Here is a 16,069-nt window from a genome sequence, read left to right on the forward strand (position 1 = left end):
CCTGACGCCGCGTCAGACAGGGGTGGCGCGGCGGCCCACGCCATCCGGCCGGGCGGCCGGCGGTGACATTTGTCCCGGCCGGATGCGTACAACCGCATCTGCCCGGCGGCCGCCCCCCTTCCCTACCGTGGGGGGCATGACGCAGACAGCAGACACCGCGCCTGCGGTGAGCTTCACGGGGGCCGTCAAGACCTTCGGGGCGGTGCGCGCCGTGGACGGCGCGGACCTGGAGATCCACCGCGGGGAGACCGTCGCCCTGCTCGGGCGCAACGGGGCCGGAAAGTCCACCACGATCAGCCTGCTGCTCGGGCTCGACCAGCCGGACAGCGGACAGGTACGGCTCTTCGGCCGGACACCCGGCGAGGCGGTGGGGGCCGGCCTGGTGGGCGCGATGCTCCAGGCGGGGCAGCCCATCCCGAGGGTCACGGTGCGGGAGCTGGTCTCCTTCGTGGCCAGTACGTACCCGCACCCGCTCCCGGTCGCCGACGCGCTGGACATGGCAGGGCTCGGCGAACACGGCGCCCGCCGGGTCGACAAGCTCTCCGGCGGCCAGATGCAGCGGGTCAGGTTCGCCGTCGCGCTCGCCGGCAATCCGGACCTGATCGTGCTGGACGAGCCGACCGCCGCGCTCGATGTGGAGGCCAGGCGGGCGTTCTGGGACTCGATGCGGGCGTACGCGCGGCGCGGGAAGACCGTGCTCTTCTCCACGCACTACCTGGAGGAGGCCGACAGCAATGCCGACCGCATCGTGATCATTCACCAGGGCCGCATCGTCGCCGACGGCAGCTCCGAGCTGCTGAAGCGCTCGGCGGGCGGCAGCCTGGTCGCCTTCGACCTGGCGGGCGCCGGCACCGAGGGGCTCCAGGAGCTGCCCGGTGTCACCTCGGTCGAGGTCCGGGCGGACCGGGCGTCGCTGCGTACGGACGACTCGGACGCCACGGTCGTCGCCCTGGCGGAGCGGGGCGCGATCCGCGGCCTCGCGGTCGCCCCCGCGACACTGGAGGACGCCTTCCTGGCCCTCACCGCACCGGAGACCGGCGGCACCCCGTCCGGCTCCTCGTCCGCCGGGGTCCCCCCGCGCACCGCACAGGAAGCAGCGGTCTGATGCTGGAGTACATCAAGCTCGAAGTGCGGCGGACGCTGCGCGATCCCGGGTTCGTCATCTTCGGCATCGGCATGCCGGTGGTGATGTACCTGCTGTTCACCAATATCGGCCCCAGCGACCCCGACTCGGCGGCCTGGCGGGTCACCTCGATGGTCGGCATGGCCGCGTACGGCGCGCTGGGCGCGGCGCTGGGCGTCGGCACCGGGGTCGCGTCGGACAAGTCCCTGGGCTGGCTGCGGCAGCTGCGGGTCACCCCGCTGCCGCCGTCGCAGGTGGTGCTGGGCCGGGCGGTCTCCGGTTCGGTGACCGTGCTGCCGGGGATTGTCGCGGTGCTGCTGGCCGGGGCGCTCGTCAACGGCGTACGGATCGACGCCTGGCAGTGGGTCGTCCTCACCCTGCTGCTGTGGACCGGTGCGCTGCCGTTCACGCTGCTGGGGATCGGCAACGGTTACCGGCTCACCGCCCAGACCACGGGCGTGGTGAACGTGGCCTGTCTGATGGGGCTCGCCATCGTGGGCGGGCTGTGGTTCCCGGTCGACGCCTTCCCTGGCTGGCTGCGCTCCGTCGCCCGCTACACCCCGACCAACCGCTTCGCCGAGCTCGGCTGGTCCACCGCCCGGGGCAGCGCGCCGGCTCTCGGCACGGTGGCGGTGCTCGCCGCCTGGCTGCTGGCGTTCGGCACGTACGCGGTGATCTCGTACCGTCGGTCCGCGAGGACCGTGTGACGGGAGAGATGATGCATACGAAGCTGGACCTGCTGAGACGGTGGTGGAGAGCCTGCGTCCAGCGGCGCAGGGAGATCAAGCAGCGGAGGCGTCCGGGGCCGCCCAACGCCTTCACCCTGCTGCCGTGGCTGCTGATGGGGCTGGGCAGTTTCTCCAATCTGATCGGCGGCGAGGCGCCGAACCCGTGGATCGGCGGAGCCGGGCTGCTGGCCTTCAACTCCCTCTACGTCTCGATCGCGTTCCGCGCGTTCGACAAGGAGAAGCGCCAGAGCCGAACGACGCTCTGGCTGCTCGGCGCCCTGGCGTCCATCACCTACGGTCTGGCCCTCGGCTACGGCGGCAGCTGGCTGCTGTTCTTCCCGCTGCTCTCGCTCGCCGTCGGCACCACCCTGCGCGACCGGCGGCTCGGTACCGCCCTGATGATCCTCTCGGCCTCCGCCGGGTACATCTCCAGCAGTGAGGGACACAGCCCGTGGGACCCCTGGACGCTGGGGTACGGCACCTTCATCTCCGGGGCGGTGACCGCCGCGATCCTGACCCTCTCCGAGACCGTGATGGAGCTGCGCTCCACCCGTCAGGAGCTGGCCCGTTCGGCCGTGGAGAAGGAGCGGCTGCGCTTCTCGCGCGATCTGCACGACCTGCTCGGCCACACCCTCTCGGTGATCGTGGTGAAGTCGGAGGCGGCCCGGCGGCTGGCCCCGCGCGACATCGACGCGGCCCTCGCCCAGATCTCCGACATCGAGACCGTCGGCAGGCAGGCCCTGACCGAGATCCGGGAGGCGGTCACCGGTTACCGGGACGCCAGTCTGGCTACCGAACTGGACAGCGCCCGCTCCGCGCTGACCGCCGCCGGGATCGAACCCGTCGTACGCCAGTCGGGGCCGCCGCTGGAGCCGCAGAGCGCCTCGCTGCTCGGCTGGGTCGTCAGGGAGGCCGTCACCAACGCCGTGCGGCACAGCAGGGCCACCCGGTGCGAGATCACCGTGGACGGCACGAACCCGGAGCGGGTGCGGCTGGTCATCAGCGACAACGGCCGCGGCGAGGGCGGGACGCCGCCCGGCAGCGGGCTGAAGGGCCTGACGGAGCGTCTGGCAGCGGCAGGCGGCTCGCTGGACGCGGGCCCCGGCCCGCGGTCCGGCTTCCGCCTGGTGGCCGAGCTGCCGGTGGAGACCAGCGCACCGGACACCGTGGCCGGAGCTGCGCACGGATGCCCCTAAGGGCTGTCCCGTAATCCCCGGCGGGCGCACGACGACAGCTACGGCACCTCGCCGCGTTGTCGGAACGCCCGAATACATCCAGTATGCGAGCGCCCCTCCGCCTTGCGACGCACCGCATCTGACGCCCCGCGCTGATCCACCAGGGATTACGGGACAGCCTTAGCCCGGGGCGCCGGGGCGCCGGGGCGCCGGGGCGCACATCAGGTGAGTGGCAGCGGCCCGGCAACACGGGGTTCGATTCGGGTCCCGAATTCCTGTCACTTTCGGGTGATCGCCACGAGGTCGATGGTCCGGGGCTGCAACGAGTCAGTAGATTCATGGGTGTTGCGAGCGTGCCGGTGAAATCGCAGAAGCGGTTTCCGGTGCGCTGTTCCATGAATAAAGGAGCCTCGATGACCGTCACCGCGCAGGACGAACTTCTCGACCGCAAATTCGACATCTGTTTCTCGCACGCCGACCAGAACCGTGACGGCGTCGTGGACGCGTCCGACATCCTGACCTTCGCGAGCCGGGTCATCTCGGCGGTGGACGAGCCCTTCGCCTCCCCGAAGTCGATCGCCATGCTGCAGGTGTGCGACGACTGGTGGCGGGCACTGGTCGCCGGGCTCGACACCAACGGCGACGGCCGGATCGATCCCGAGGAGTACCGGGTCGGCATGCGGCGGATCGTCGGGGCCCCCGAGACGTTCGACGCGGCGAGCCGGCCGGTGGCCACCGCGATCTGGAAACTGTGCGACCGGGACGGCGACGGCAGCGTGACCGCCGAGGAGTTCGGCAAGGTCCAGGCCGCCTTCGGCACCTCGCCGGAGAACGCCCGCCTCGCTTTCGAGCGCCTCGACCTCGACGGCGACGGTTCCCTCTCGGTCGACGAGCTGATGATCGCGTTCCGCGACTTCTACACGAGCACGGACCCGGAGACGGCCGGCAACTGGCTCTTCGGTGCCGACTTCCAGCACGGCCGGGGTGCCTGACCCGGCACAGGGACCGGCAGGGCGGTGGCCGCCTCGCACGGCCGCCGCTCCGGCCCGGAACACACCATGGACACCAGCACCCCAGAATCCGTGAAATCTGCGGAACCCGTGAATCTTGCAGATTTCGCAGATTTCACGGAGAAAAGAAAGACGGCGGGAACAGCAGGGGAAACCCCGGGGACCGCCCTTCCCGGGAGGGCAGACGAACGGGCCGCACCGGAAATACCAGTGCCATCGCCGTGCTCGACGTGGACGGAACTCTTTACAACGGCACCCTCGGATTCTCCGTACTGGACGAGTTACGCGATTCAGGGTGGATATCCGGTGCCGCTGTTTCCCGTGTCCAGGGCGCCATGGCCGAACACCGCGCCGCCGGGCCCGAATTCCGTACCACCCTGTACCGGACCTGTTCCGCGTACGGCAGCGCCGTCTCCGGTGTGCCCCACGAGGAAGTGGTCCGGGCATCCCACCGCGCCTGGCTCCGCGTCCGGCACCGGGTGCTGGCATGCGCGGCCCCTCTCGTCGAGACGCTCCGGGCCGGCGGCTACACGCCCCTGCTGCTCTCGGGGAGCCCTCAGGAGATGGTCGACAGGATCGGCGACGAACTCGGGGTCGAGCACCGTACCGGGCTCACATCGACCGTCCGGCACGGCGTGTGCACCCCACACCTCCGCACCGTCCCGGCGGTGCCGGAGGTCAAGGCCGCTCTGCTGCGCGCGGCGGTGCACCGGTTCGGTGCGGACCCCGCCCGTGCGCTGGCCATCGGCAACAGCGCATCCGACCGCGAACTGCTGCGCGGTGTCGGCAGACCGATCGCCTTCGAGCCCGACCGGGCGCTGAGCTGCCTGGCCGAGCGGCACGGCTGGCCCGTCGCCGACCGCAGCACAGTCGTCCGGCTGGCCCGTGCGATCACCGCGGTGCCCGGCTCCCGGCCGTCCGTGGACACGGCCGCCGCCACCGCACCCTGACCCCGCCCGTCCGTGCCCGCGGACCGGGCCCGCACCACCACGCGGAGCGCCCCGTACCCCGCGGAAAGGAACGCACAGATGCCCACACCGCACGACATCGGCACCCGGCTGATCGAACGCAAGGTCGACGTCTGCTTCGCGCACGCCGACCACGACGCGGACGGCCTGATCGAACTGGCCGACGTAGCCACGCTCTTCACTCGCATCCTCACCTACGTCGGCGAGCCCCTCGGAAGCCGCAAGGCGGGGGCGGTGTTCCTTGCCGTCCAGGGTTTCTGCGACCACATGGCCGCTGTCACCGGGTGGGCCCCCGACCACCGGGTGACACCGCCCGAGTGGCGCGAGGCCATGGCGAAGGCACTGGTGAACGGGGCCCGCGACTACGACAGGCACATCCGCCCGGTGGGCGAGGCAGTCTGGCGGGCCGTGGACCGCGACGACGACGGCCTGATCCGGCTGCCGGAGTTCACCGCGTTCCAGCGGGGCATGGGCACACCCGGGCACAACATCCGCCGGGCCGCCGGGGCATACGGGCTCCGAGACAGCGGTGCGGGTCTCCCCCTCTCCCGCGTCCTCGACTGCCACCGCGACTTCTACACCAGCCCCGATCCCGACGCCCCGGGCAACTGGCTCTACGGCGACGTGTGGTCGGACACCTTCTGGGACGGCACGAAGGCCCGCCTGTGAGAGTGACCGCGGCGGTACTGGAGGCACACGACCAGCCGTTCCGGCTCACCGACGTGCACCTGGACGGGCCCGGCCCCGACGAGGTGCTCGTACGTATCGCGGGCACCGGCTTCTGCCACACCGACCTGCTGCCCCGCGCCCCGCACATGGGCATCGCCCTGCCGGTCATCGCGGGGCACGAGGGCGCCGGAGTCGTCGAGGAGACCGGCCCCCAGGTCACCTCGGTCGCGCCCGGCGACCCGGTGATCCTCTCCTTCGACTTCTGTGGCGGCTGCCGGGCCTGCCTGGCCGCCAGGCCCGCCAACTGCGCCACGTTCTTCCCGCGCAACCTGACCGGCCGCCGTCCGGACGGCTCCGGGACGGCGCGCACCGGGGACGGCCGCACGGTATCCGCCTCGTGGTTCGGCCAGTCCTCGTTCGCCGGTCATGTCGTGGTCCCCGCCCGCGCGGTCGTCCCCGTGCCCGCGGACATGGCAGCGGACGTCCCCCTGGAGATCCTCGGCCCGCTGGGCTGCGGATTCCAGACCGGGGCCGGGGCCGTCCTCAACTCCCTCTCCGTCCAGCCGGGTTCGCGGGTCGTGGTGGCCGGTGCGGGCGCCGTCGGGCTCGCCGCGATCATGGCGGCACACACCGCCGGAGCGACGGCCGTCGTCGCCGTCGAGCTCCACCCGGCGCGCCGGCGGCTGGCCGCGGAACTCGGCGCCACCCACGTCCTCGACGGCGCGGACCCGGACCTCGGGCGGGAGCTCGCCGGCATCACCGGCGGGGCCGACCACGTCCTGGACACCACCGGGGTGCCCTCGCTGATCACCACACTGATCGACTCCCTGCACGCGTACGGAACATGCGGCCTGGTGGGAGTGCAGCACGGCGATCTGGCGGTGGGACCGCTGCTCCTCGCGGCCGGACGGACGGTCAAGGGCATCATCGAGGGCGACGCCGTCCCCCGGTTGTTCATCCCCCGCCTCCTCGGCCTGTGGCGGCAGGGGCGCTTCCCGTTCGACCGTCTGATCCGCACCTACCCGCTGCATGACATCGCGCGCGCCGAGCGGGACACTGCCCGTGGCGACGTCGTCAAAGCGGTCCTCCTGCCCTCATGACCCTCCGGGTCCCACCGCCGCGGCCGGCCTCCGCACCCGCACTCCGGTCACTGATCACCCACCGCCCGGTCACCGATCACCGATCACCGAGGAGCCCCGTGCCGACCCGTCATCTGCTCGACCCGAGCGCCGGAGGACAGGCCAGATCCGCTGCCCTGCGCGCCCTCGGGAGCGTGGTCCCCGCCGTCTGGCCGGGCGGTGTCGAGTGCTGGGCGGTCGTCGGCCACCACGAGCTGGAAACCGTACTCACCCGGCCCCTCTTCGCCCGCTCGCCCGCCCACTGGCGAGCGCTCGCCCAGGGCGAGGTTCCGCCGGACTGGCCGATGACCGACCACCTGAGCAGACAGTGGATGCTCACCTCCGACGGAGCCGACCACGCCCGGCTGCGCAAGGTGGCCTCCCGCGCCTTCACCCCGCGGCGCGTCGAGGCGCTGCGACCCGCCGTGGAGGCGAACGTGGCGCGCCTCCTGGAGACCTTCGCCCCCGGGCGGGATCCCGTCGACATCCGGGCCGGGTTCGCCCTCCCGCTCGCCCTCGGCACCCTGAGCTCGCTGCTGGGCATCCCGGACGGCGACCAGCGGGCCGTGACCGCCCTGGTACGCCGGGCGCTCGCCCGGGCGTCGATGTCCCCCGCGGAATCGGCCGTACTGACCGATGACATCCGCACCTTCCTCGACGGGCTCCTCGACCGGCCTGCCTCCTCCGACTGCCTCGTCGCCGACCTGCGGGAGGCCGCGACGGCCGACGGCCTCTCCCCCCAGGAGGCCCGCGACACCCTCTGGCTCTTCCTCGCGGCGGGCTTCGACACCACGGCGGCCGCCCTCACCAACGCGGTGGGCTCCCTGCTGGATCACCCGGCCGAGCTGCGCCGCGTCCTCGCAGGGGAGACGGGCTGGGACGACGTCGTGGAGGAGGCGTTGCGGTACGACCCGGGGGTCTTCGCCCTGCCCTTCGCCTTCCCGCGGGAGGACACCGAGCTGGGCGGCGTGGCCATCCCCGCGGGCGACGCGCTGCTGCTCTGCTACAGCGCCGCCAACCGGGACCCGCGCCTGCGCGGCGACGCACACGGCTTCCGCGTGTCCCACGCCCGGGAGCCCCACCTCGCCTTCGGACGCGGGCCGCACTACTGCCTCGGGGCGCCCCTGGCCAAGCTCCAGCTGCGGACGGCCCTGCGCGGGCTGTTCACCCGTCACCCGGGCCTGCGCGCGGCGCTCCCGGCCGGGCCGCCCGCGCCCTCGCTGATCGTCAGTGTTCCCAGCACCCTCTTCGTCCTCCCGGGGTGAGCGGGCAGCCGGGATCCGGGGGAGAGCGAAGGGCCGGACAGGGCCGAAGGCCGCGGTGACCGGCCGCGTGCCCGCGCGCCACCGAGGCGGATCCGCGCGCGGCCCTCGCCGGGACGGCCGGACCGGGGGGCCCGCGACGAAGGGCCCCGTCCCGCTGTCGCGACGGACCACCAGCCCTACCCTGTTCCCCGTGAACGAGATGCCGCAAGACCCCCCGGCCCGATGTGTACGCGTGCTCCTCGCCGAGGACCAGGGCATGATGCGGGGCGCCCTGGCTCTGCTGCTCGGGCTGGAGGACGACATCGAGGTGGTCGCCCAGGTGGCCACGGGCGACGCGATCGTCGCGGCGGTCCTGGACGCGCAGCCCGATGTGGCGCTGCTGGACATCGAACTCCCGGGCCGCAGCGGGCTCGACGCCGCCGCCGATCTGCGGAAGCAGGCCCCGGGGTGCCGGGTGCTGATCCTCACCACGTTCGGCAGGCCCGGATATCTGCGCCGTGCCATGGAGGCGGGCGCCGCGGGCTTCCTGGTCAAGGACGGCCCGGTGGAGGATCTGGCCGCCGCGATCCGCCGGGTGCTGGCCGGCGAGACGGTCATCGACCCCGCCCTGGCCGCCGCCGCGCTGAGCGCGGGACCCAGTCCGCTCACCGCGCGCGAGTGCGACGTGCTGAATGCCTCGGTCGACGGGGCGACCGTCTCCGACATCGCAGGAAAGCTGCACCTCTCGGAGTCGACGGTCCGCAACTACCTCTCCTCGGCGATCGGCAAGACCGGCACCCGCAACCGCATGGAGGCCGTCCGTTCGGCGAGGCAGCAGGGCTGGCTGTGACGCCGGGCCCGCCGGCGGGGCTCCGGCCGTAGCGCCCGCGGTCCCCCGGTGCTCAGCCGCCCGAGGGGCCGGAGGAGGAGACCGGGCGGCCCAGCACCGGGGCGCGGTCCCCGGGCATCCACACCAGCATCAGCACCACACCCGCGAGCAGGATGAAGCCGCCGCACCGGAACGCCAGGGCGTACCCCTCGGTCAGGGCCTCCGGTCCGGTGCTGCCCCGGGTGCGGGACGCGGCGACCGTGGAGAGGACCGCGAGGCCCAGCGAACCGCCCAGCGTCCGGGAGGTGTTGACCAGGCCGGAGACGAGACCCGCGTCACCTGGCGCCGCGCCCGATGTGGCGAGTGAGGCCAGCGGGGTCATGGCGAGGCCGGCACCGGCCATCATCAGCATGCCGGGCAGCATGATCGAGGTGACATACGCACCGTGCGCGGTCATCGTCGACTGCCAGCCGAATCCGGCCGCGGTGGCGAGGATGCCGATGACTGCCACGTTCTTGGCGCCGATGCGCCGCATCAGGAGCGGTGCGCACTTGGAGCCCGCGACGACGCTCAGTGAGCTGGGCACCAGGGCGAGCCCGGCGCCGAACGGCGTGTAGCCGAGCACGTTCTGGGCGTAGAGCGTCATGAAGAACCACATGCCGAAGCTGCCGGCGCCGCAGACGAACATCGCGGCGTTGGCGGCGGCCACCGAGCGCACCCGGAAGAGTTTCAGCGGCATCAGGGGCATCGCGGTGCGCGCCTCGACGACCAGGAACAGGCCGAGCAGCGCGACCCCGGCGAGCAGCGGCACCAGGGTCGCCGCCGCCGTCCACCCCTTGGCCTCGGTCTGCACGATGCCGTACGCGAGTGTGGCCGTACCCGCGGTGACCAGCACCGCGCCCGGCAGGTCGAGCCGGCGCGAGCCGCTCGCCCTGCTCTCGGATATCCAGCGGGCCGCGCCCACCAGGACGAGGGCGCCGACCGGCACGTTGATCAGCAGCACCCAGCGCCAGGAGAGCGCGTCGGTCAGCGCCCCGCCGACCAGACCGCCCGCGGCGCCGCCCCCCGCGCCGACGGCGGTCCAGGTGGCGATGGCCCGCGCGCGGGCCGCGCCCTCCGGGACGGCCGAGGTGAGGATGGTGAGCGTCGAGGGAGCCAGTACGGCGGCGCCGAGCCCCTGTACGGCGCGGGCGGCGAGGAGCTGCCACCCTTCCTGGGCGAGCCCCCCGGCGAGCGAGGCGAGGGTGAAGAGCCCCAGCCCGACGAGGAACATCCGCTTGCGGCCGAACAGGTCGCCTGCCCGCCCGCCCAGCAGCATGAACCCGGCGAAGGCGATGGCGTACGCGTTCACCACCCACTGCAGTCCGGCGGCGCTGAGGTCCAGGCTTGAGCGCATCGAGGGCAGGGCCACATTGACGACGGAGACGTCCAGAACTACGAGGAACTGCCCCGCGCACGCGGCGAGTACCACCAGCCAGGTACGGGCCGGGGCGGACTGCGGGGTGATGGTGCGGGCGTTCGAAGAGGTGCGCAGCATGAGGGCCATCGTGGCATCCGGACGGTGCATGGTGCATGCGCATATCGGCCCGGTGGGCATGGTCCGCAGGTCCTCGGTCTCCCCCCGTGCCCCGCCCGGCCTGGCCCCCGCCCTCAGCCCCGTCGCAGCACCGTCACCACCGCGGCCCCGCCAAGCCCGATGTTGTGCGCGAGACCGGTCCTGGCCCCCGCCACCTGCCGGCCCCCGGCCTCCCCGCGCAGCTGCCACACGAGCTCCGCCGCCTGCGCCAGGCCCGTGGCGCCCAGCGGGTGGCCCTTGGAGATCAGGCCGCCCGACGGGTTCACCACCCACCGGCCGCCGTGGGTCGTCGCCCCGCTCTCCACGAGTTCTCCGGACTCCCCGTCGGCGCACATGCCCAGCGCCTCGTACGTCAGCAGTTCATTGACCGAGAAGCAGTCGTGCAACTCGATGACGTCCATGTCCTCGATCCCGAGGCCGGACCGTTCGTACGCCTGCCGGGCGGCAGCGCGTGACATCGGCCGGCCCACGGCGTCGATGCACGAGCCCGACGCGAAGCTCGCCGCGGTGTCCGTCGTCATGGCCTGGCCTGCGATCTCCACCGCCTTTTCGTGCAGGCCGTGTTCGACGACGAACCGCTCCGAGACGACGACCGCGGCCGCCGAGCCGTCCGATGTGGGCGAGCACTGGAGTCTGGTGAGCGGCCGGTGGATGGTCTTCGCCGCGAGGATCTCCTCCACCGTGAAGACGTCCCGGAACTGGGCCCGGGGGTTGTCGGCGGAGTGCCGGTGGTTCTTGGCGCCGACCGCGGCCAGCTGCGCGGCGGTCGTTCCGTACCGCTCCATGTGCTCGCGGGCCGCGTTGCCGAAGATCTGTGCGGTGGGCGGCGACATCTCGAAGCCGTGCCCGGCGGCCATGATCCCGTAGTGCCTGGCCACCGGGGACGTCTTGAAGTCCCCGCTGTCCGCGCCGCCGCCCAGCGCGCCGCGCTGCATCTTCTCGAAGCCGAGCGCGAGCACACAGTCCGCGATGCCGCCCTCCACGAACTGCCGCGCCATCATCAGGGCCGTCGATCCGGTGGCGCAGTTGTTGTTGACGTTGTAGACGGGTATCCCGGTGAGCCCCAGTTCGTATGCGGCGCGCTGTCCTGCCGTGGACGCCTGGAAGCAGTAGCCGACGGGCAGTTGCTGCACCTGTTCGTAGGCGATCCCGGCATCGGCGAGTGCCTGGGTGCCCGCTTCCCTCGCCATGTCCCAGTACTGCCAGTCACGGCTCTCCGGCTTCTCGAACCTGGTCATCCCGACGCCGACGATGTACGCCTTCATGGTCCTGTCCCGCCTCCCGGGCCCGCTGCCCTGTCCCGCGTCCGGCGCAGCCGCCGGAACCATACCTGACTACCCGTCAGATAAGGAGATAGTGGCAGCGGGAAGCGGTCAGCGGAAGGCCGCGGGACCGGTGGGTGCCGGGCCCGCGGCGAGGGAGTACGTCCCGGCCGGGCCTCCCGGGCCGTGGGCGGCGGCCCCGGTCAGCCCCCGGTCAGGCGGTCGATCTCCGCCTCGCCGTAACCGAGTTCGGCGAGGACCTCCCGGCTGTGCTCTCCCAGTGCGGGCGGCGCGGTGCGTACGGCGGGCCGCTCGCCCCGGAAGTTCACGGGGAACGCGACCTGCCGCAGCGGGCCCATGTCCGGGCGGGCGGCCTCCTGGACCATGCCGAGGGCCGCGGTCTGCGGGCAGTCGTAGACCTCGTCGAGGGAGCGGATCGCGGCGGCGGGTACTCCGGCCGCCTTGAGCGTCGCGCACCAGTGGGCCACATCCTCCACGGCCAGCACCCGCTCCAGCTCGGCGTTGAGTTCAGCCCGGTGGGCGACGCGTGCACGGTTCGTGGCGAAGCGCGGGTCGTCGGCGAGACCGGGGAGCGCGAGCACCGCGCAGAGCCGGCGGAAGAGCCCGTCGCTGCCGACGGCGATCACGAAATGCCCGTCGGCGGCCGGATACGCCTGGTACGGAACGAGACTCGGGTGCCCCGAGCCGAGCCGGGCCGGGGGCTCGCCGGTGGCGAAGTAACCGGTGGCCCAGTTGATGTGCAGGGCGAGCTGCGACTCGTAGAGCGAGGTGGTCAGGTACTGGCCGCGCCCGGTGCGCTCCCGCTCGACCAGCGCCGACGTGACGCCGACGAGTCCGAACAGGGCGGCGCCGAGGTCCCCCATGGCGTAACCGGCCTTGAGCGGTGGTCCGCCGGGCTCCCCGGTCAGCGACATCAGCCCGGCGGACGCCTGCGCGACCATGTCGTAGCCGGGTTCGTCGCGGAGCGGACCGGTCTCGCCGAACGCGGAGATGTGCAGCAGCACCAGGCGCGGATAGCGGGCGCTCAGCTGCCGGTAGTCGAAGGTCCTGGCGAGCGAGCTGCCGGGGCGGAAGTTCTCGACGAGCACATCGGCGCCGGCCAGCAGCCGGTGCACGGCCTCCTGCCCGGCCGGGGACTTGAGGTCGAGGGTGACGGAGCGCTTGTTGCGGTTGGCCGCCAGGTAGTAGGTGGCGTCCGGGCCGTCGAAGGGCGGGCCCCACTGACGCGTCGGGTCGCCGCCCTCGGGATGCTCGACCTTGATCACCTCGGCGCCGAGATCGGCGAGCGACATGGTCACGTAGGGCCCGGCCAGGATCTTCGACAGGTCGACCACGCGCATCCCCGCGAGCGGGGACGCGGCAGGGGCGCCGGGGCCCGGTTCCGGGACGGTGCCGGGGTGCGGGGCGGTGTGCTCGGCCATGGAGTGCCTCCTGTGCGGGTCGGCTCGTTCGCTACCGTCCCTCAGCTTGTCGTACGGGCCGTGCTGTGGCGGCAGGCGGCGGAGCGCGGCCGGACCGGCGGCGGTCCGCCGGTCCGGAACCTGAGCGCCGGGTCCGCAGCGGCAGCGGGCGACTGCGCGGGCCGACGGACTCTGCCTCTTCAGGCGGCAGTCGCTGCCCTGGCGTCCCTGGCGTCACCACCGGTGGCTTGCTATCCGGGAAGGGTCGCGTCCCGCTGTCGGAAGAGTTGCCCATGCACGCCCGAGACACCGCCAGGACTCCTGACGGGGCGAAGACGGACCGGACGCCGGCCCGCGCACCCGGCGGCCGCGCCCCCGCGCCGTCCTCCGGCGGCAGCAGTTCACCGCCGGCGCTCTCCGCCTTGCAGCGCACCGCGGGCAACGCGGCCGTCGTCCAGCTGCTGCGCAGGAACGGACAGACCGGGCAGGCCGGGGCCCAGGAGCAGCATCGGCACGGCGGGGGCTGCGCCCACCCGCCGTCCGGTCAGGCCACCGTCCAGCGCTCGGCCGCCGTCCATGAGGTCCTGCGCTCCGGCGGCCGGCCCCTCGACGACGCCGTCCGCACCGACATGGAGGCGCGGTTGGGCGCCGACTTCTCCGACGTCCGTCTCCACACCGGCCACGCCGCCTGAGGGCCGTCCCGTCCTCCCCCGAGGACCGGCGCGGGCGGGGGCGGGCCGGCACCCGGGGGGCCGGCCCGGGGCGGGGCCCGCCGGGGGTCCGCCGCCCGGACTCATGGATCGCGCGGCAGTCCGAGCAGACGCTCGGCCACGACATTGAGCTGGACCTGGGTGGTGCCGCCCGCGATCGTCAGGCAGCGCGACATCAGGAAGCCGTGCACGGCCCGCTCCCCCGCCCCTTCGCTGACCGCCCCGGCCGGGCCGAGCAGCTCCAGGGTGAGTTCCGCGACCTTCTGCTGGTGCGGGGTCTGCACCAGCTTCCGTACGGAGGCGCCCGCGCCCGGTTCGAGGCCGGAGACCTGCTGGAGGGTGGTACGCAGACCGATGCAGGCGAGGGCGTGCGCCTCGGCGGCGAGCGCCCCGATCCGGGCCCGGCAGGCGCCGTCCAGGGCGCCCGACTGTTCGATCAGCGCCTCGATCCCGGTGGGGAAGGCCAACTGGTCCGCCATGTGCACGCGTTCGTTGCCGAGGGTGTTGCGGGCCACCCGCCAGCCGTCGCCGACCGCGCCGAGCACCGCCTCCCCGGGGAGCAGCACATCGTCGAAGTACACCTCGTTGAAGAGTGAGTCACCGGTGATCTCCTTCAGCGGCCTGATGTCGATCCCGGTGGCCCTCTCCATGTCCACCAGGAAGTAGGTGAGCCCCTTGTGCCGGGGCGCCTCCTGGTCGGTGCGGGCCAGCAGGATCCCGTAGTGGGCCCCCTGGGCGGCCGACGTCCAGAGTTTCTGGCCGTTGACCAGCCAGCCGCCGTCCACCCGGTCGGCGCGGGTGCGCAGCGAGGCGAGGTCGGACCCGGCCTCCGGCTCGGAGAAGAGCTGGCACCAGCGCATCTCGCCGCGGAGCGTCGGGCCCAGATGGCGTTCGCGCTGCGAGGCCGTCCCGTACGCGAGCAGGGAGGGCACCACCCAGGTGGCGATCCCGAGATCGCTGATCCGTACCCCTGCCGCCGCCAACTCCTGCTGCACGACGAGCTGTTCCACCGGGCCGGCGCCGATCCCGTACGGCTCCGCCAGATGCGGGGCCGCGTATCCGGTGGGGGCGAGGGCCCGGCGGGCCGCGGCGGGGTCCAGGCCGTGCGCGGCCGCGATCACCGCACGGGCCCGCTCCCGGTACGGCGCGGCCTCGGGGGGCAGCTCCAGCCGGAGCTCCCGGCGCGCGCCGGCGGCGGCCAGCCGCACGGCCCGCGCCCGGTGGGTGTCGCCAGGGCCGAGCAGCTGGCGGGCGACCGTCGCCCGGCGCAGATGGAGGTGCGCATCGTGTTCCCAGGTGAAGCCGGTGCCGCCGAGGATCTGGATGCAGTCCTTGGCGCAGCTGTGTGCGGCGTCCAGCGCGGTGGCGGCCGCGAGCGCGGCGACGAGCCCTCGCGCGTCCCGGCCCGCCCCGGCAGGACCGCCGCCCGTGCCGCAGTCCTCTCCGGCGGCCCGCGCGGCGTCCCAGGTCAGCGCTCTGGCCTGCTCGACCCGCAGGAGCATGTCCGCGCAGAGGTGCTTGACGGCCTGGAACTGGCCGATGGGCCGCCCGAACTGCTCGCGCACCTTGGCGTGTTCGGTGGCGGTGTGCAGCGCCCAGGCCGCTGTGCCGCAGGCGTCCGCCGCGAACAGCACGGCCGCCAGATCCGTGACGAGAGCGGCGTCGACCGCCAGCAGCCGTTCCGCCGGGATGGCCGAGCGCAGCCGCACCTCCGCCGTCGGCCGGGTCGGGTCGACGCTCTGCTGGGGACGCACCTCCAGGTCCGGGGCGTCCACCGCCGCCCAGCGCCCCCCGTGGCGCAGCAGGACCAGATCGGCCCCGGCGCCGCCGAGCACCGGATCGCCCTCTCCCCCCAGGGCCACCGCGCCGGTGCGGCGCCCGTCCGCGAGCGGCGCCGCCAGGTCAGGACGGCCCGCCCGGTGCAGTACGGCGGAGGCCAGCACGGTCGGGAGATAGGGGCCGGGCAGCGCCGCGCGGCTCGCCTCTTCGAGGATGACGGCCTGCTCCAGCAGGCCTCCGCCGCCGCCCCCGTACTCCTCGGGGAGATGCGCCCCCAGCAGCCCCTGCCCTGCGAGGGCCGCCCAGTGCGCCGGCCGGCCCGCGGGAGGCGCGGCGGGTGTGTCGAGCAGTTCACGGGCCTTCCCCTGCGGCACCTCCCGTGCCAGCAGCCCGCGTACGGCGTCGGCCAACTCCCTCTGCTCCTGCGTGATTCCGATGCCCATACCGGAGAAGACTA

At 73.3% G+C, this 16,069-nt stretch carries 14 protein-coding genes; 10 read left to right on the top strand and 4 right to left on the bottom strand.

The features are described from left to right. Positions 1–136: 136 nt before the first annotated feature. From OG917_RS09910 to OG917_RS09950, 9 genes are all read left to right on the top strand, one after another. Entirely contained in the window at positions 137–1,105 is a 969-nt protein-coding gene (locus tag OG917_RS09910; protein ID WP_328317196.1) for an ABC transporter ATP-binding protein, read from the top strand. After that, positions 1,105–1,830, top strand: a complete 726-nt coding sequence (locus tag OG917_RS09915; protein ID WP_328317197.1) for an ABC transporter permease — start codon at positions 1,105–1,107, stop codon at positions 1,828–1,830. The genes OG917_RS09910 and OG917_RS09915 overlap by 1 nt, the downstream gene beginning before the upstream one ends. A gap of 11 nt (positions 1,831–1,841) precedes the next feature. Beyond that, positions 1,842–3,047: a sensor histidine kinase gene (locus tag OG917_RS09920; RefSeq protein ID WP_328317198.1), complete on the top strand. Its 1,206-nt coding sequence runs from the start codon at positions 1,842–1,844 to the stop codon at positions 3,045–3,047. 392 nt (positions 3,048–3,439) lie between these two features. Further along, positions 3,440–4,018, top strand: coding sequence for an EF-hand domain-containing protein (locus OG917_RS09925; protein ID WP_328317199.1), 579 nt, complete (start codon positions 3,440–3,442; stop codon positions 4,016–4,018). Positions 4,019–4,266: 248 nt separating this feature from the next. Beyond that, the gene (locus OG917_RS09930) at positions 4,267–4,986 is read left to right on the top strand and encodes an HAD family hydrolase (protein ID WP_328317200.1); all 720 of its coding nucleotides are present in this window, start codon (positions 4,267–4,269) and stop codon (positions 4,984–4,986) included. A 78-nt stretch (positions 4,987–5,064) separates the two neighbouring features. Continuing rightward, positions 5,065–5,673: an EF-hand domain-containing protein gene (locus OG917_RS09935; RefSeq protein ID WP_328317201.1), complete on the top strand. Its 609-nt coding sequence runs from the start codon at positions 5,065–5,067 to the stop codon at positions 5,671–5,673. Beyond that, positions 5,670–6,773 carry an NAD(P)-dependent alcohol dehydrogenase gene (locus OG917_RS09940; protein ID WP_328317202.1) on the top strand — a complete coding sequence of 368 codons (1,104 nt, stop codon included), beginning with the start codon at positions 5,670–5,672 and terminating at the stop codon, positions 6,771–6,773. Before OG917_RS09935 ends, OG917_RS09940 begins: the two co-directional genes overlap by 4 nt. A 98-nt stretch (positions 6,774–6,871) precedes the next feature. Then, positions 6,872–8,056: a cytochrome P450 gene (locus OG917_RS09945; protein WP_328317203.1), complete on the top strand. Its 1,185-nt coding sequence runs from the start codon at positions 6,872–6,874 to the stop codon at positions 8,054–8,056. Between the two features lie 199 nt (positions 8,057–8,255). Next, on the top strand, positions 8,256–8,885 hold the full coding sequence (locus OG917_RS09950; protein WP_328321769.1) for a response regulator transcription factor: 630 nt from the start codon (positions 8,256–8,258) through the stop codon (positions 8,883–8,885). Positions 8,886–8,937: 52 nt separating this feature from the next. On the opposite strand, the gene OG917_RS09955 is transcribed toward OG917_RS09950, so the two are convergent. From OG917_RS09955 to OG917_RS09965, 3 genes are all read right to left on the bottom strand, one after another. Further along, entirely contained in the window at positions 8,938–10,401 is a 1,464-nt protein-coding gene (locus OG917_RS09955) for an MFS transporter (protein ID WP_328317204.1), read from the bottom strand. 113 nt (positions 10,402–10,514) lie between these two features. Then, a complete protein-coding gene (locus tag OG917_RS09960) occupies positions 10,515–11,705 on the bottom strand; it encodes a lipid-transfer protein (RefSeq protein WP_328317205.1) in 1,191 nt (396 codons plus the stop codon). 200 nt (positions 11,706–11,905) lie between these two features. Further along, the gene (locus OG917_RS09965) at positions 11,906–13,144 is read right to left on the bottom strand and encodes a CaiB/BaiF CoA transferase family protein (protein ID WP_328317206.1); all 1,239 of its coding nucleotides are present in this window, start codon (positions 13,142–13,144) and stop codon (positions 11,906–11,908) included. Between the two features lie 272 nt (positions 13,145–13,416). On the opposite strand from OG917_RS09965, the gene OG917_RS09970 reads away from it, so the two are divergent. Then, positions 13,417–13,815 (top strand): eCIS core domain-containing protein, encoded by a 399-nt coding sequence (locus OG917_RS09970; RefSeq protein WP_328317207.1) that lies wholly within the window; start codon positions 13,417–13,419, stop codon positions 13,813–13,815. A 101-nt stretch (positions 13,816–13,916) separates the two neighbouring features. Here OG917_RS09970 and OG917_RS09975 read toward each other — a convergent pair whose 3' ends face one another. After that, entirely contained in the window at positions 13,917–16,055 is a 2,139-nt protein-coding gene (locus OG917_RS09975; RefSeq protein WP_328317208.1) for an acyl-CoA dehydrogenase, read from the bottom strand. Positions 16,056–16,069: the final 14 nt, after the last annotated feature.

Origin of the sequence: Streptomyces sp. NBC_00388, assembly GCF_036061255.1 — a bacterium.
Taxonomy (GTDB): Bacteria; Actinomycetota; Actinomycetes; order Streptomycetales; family Streptomycetaceae; genus Streptomyces.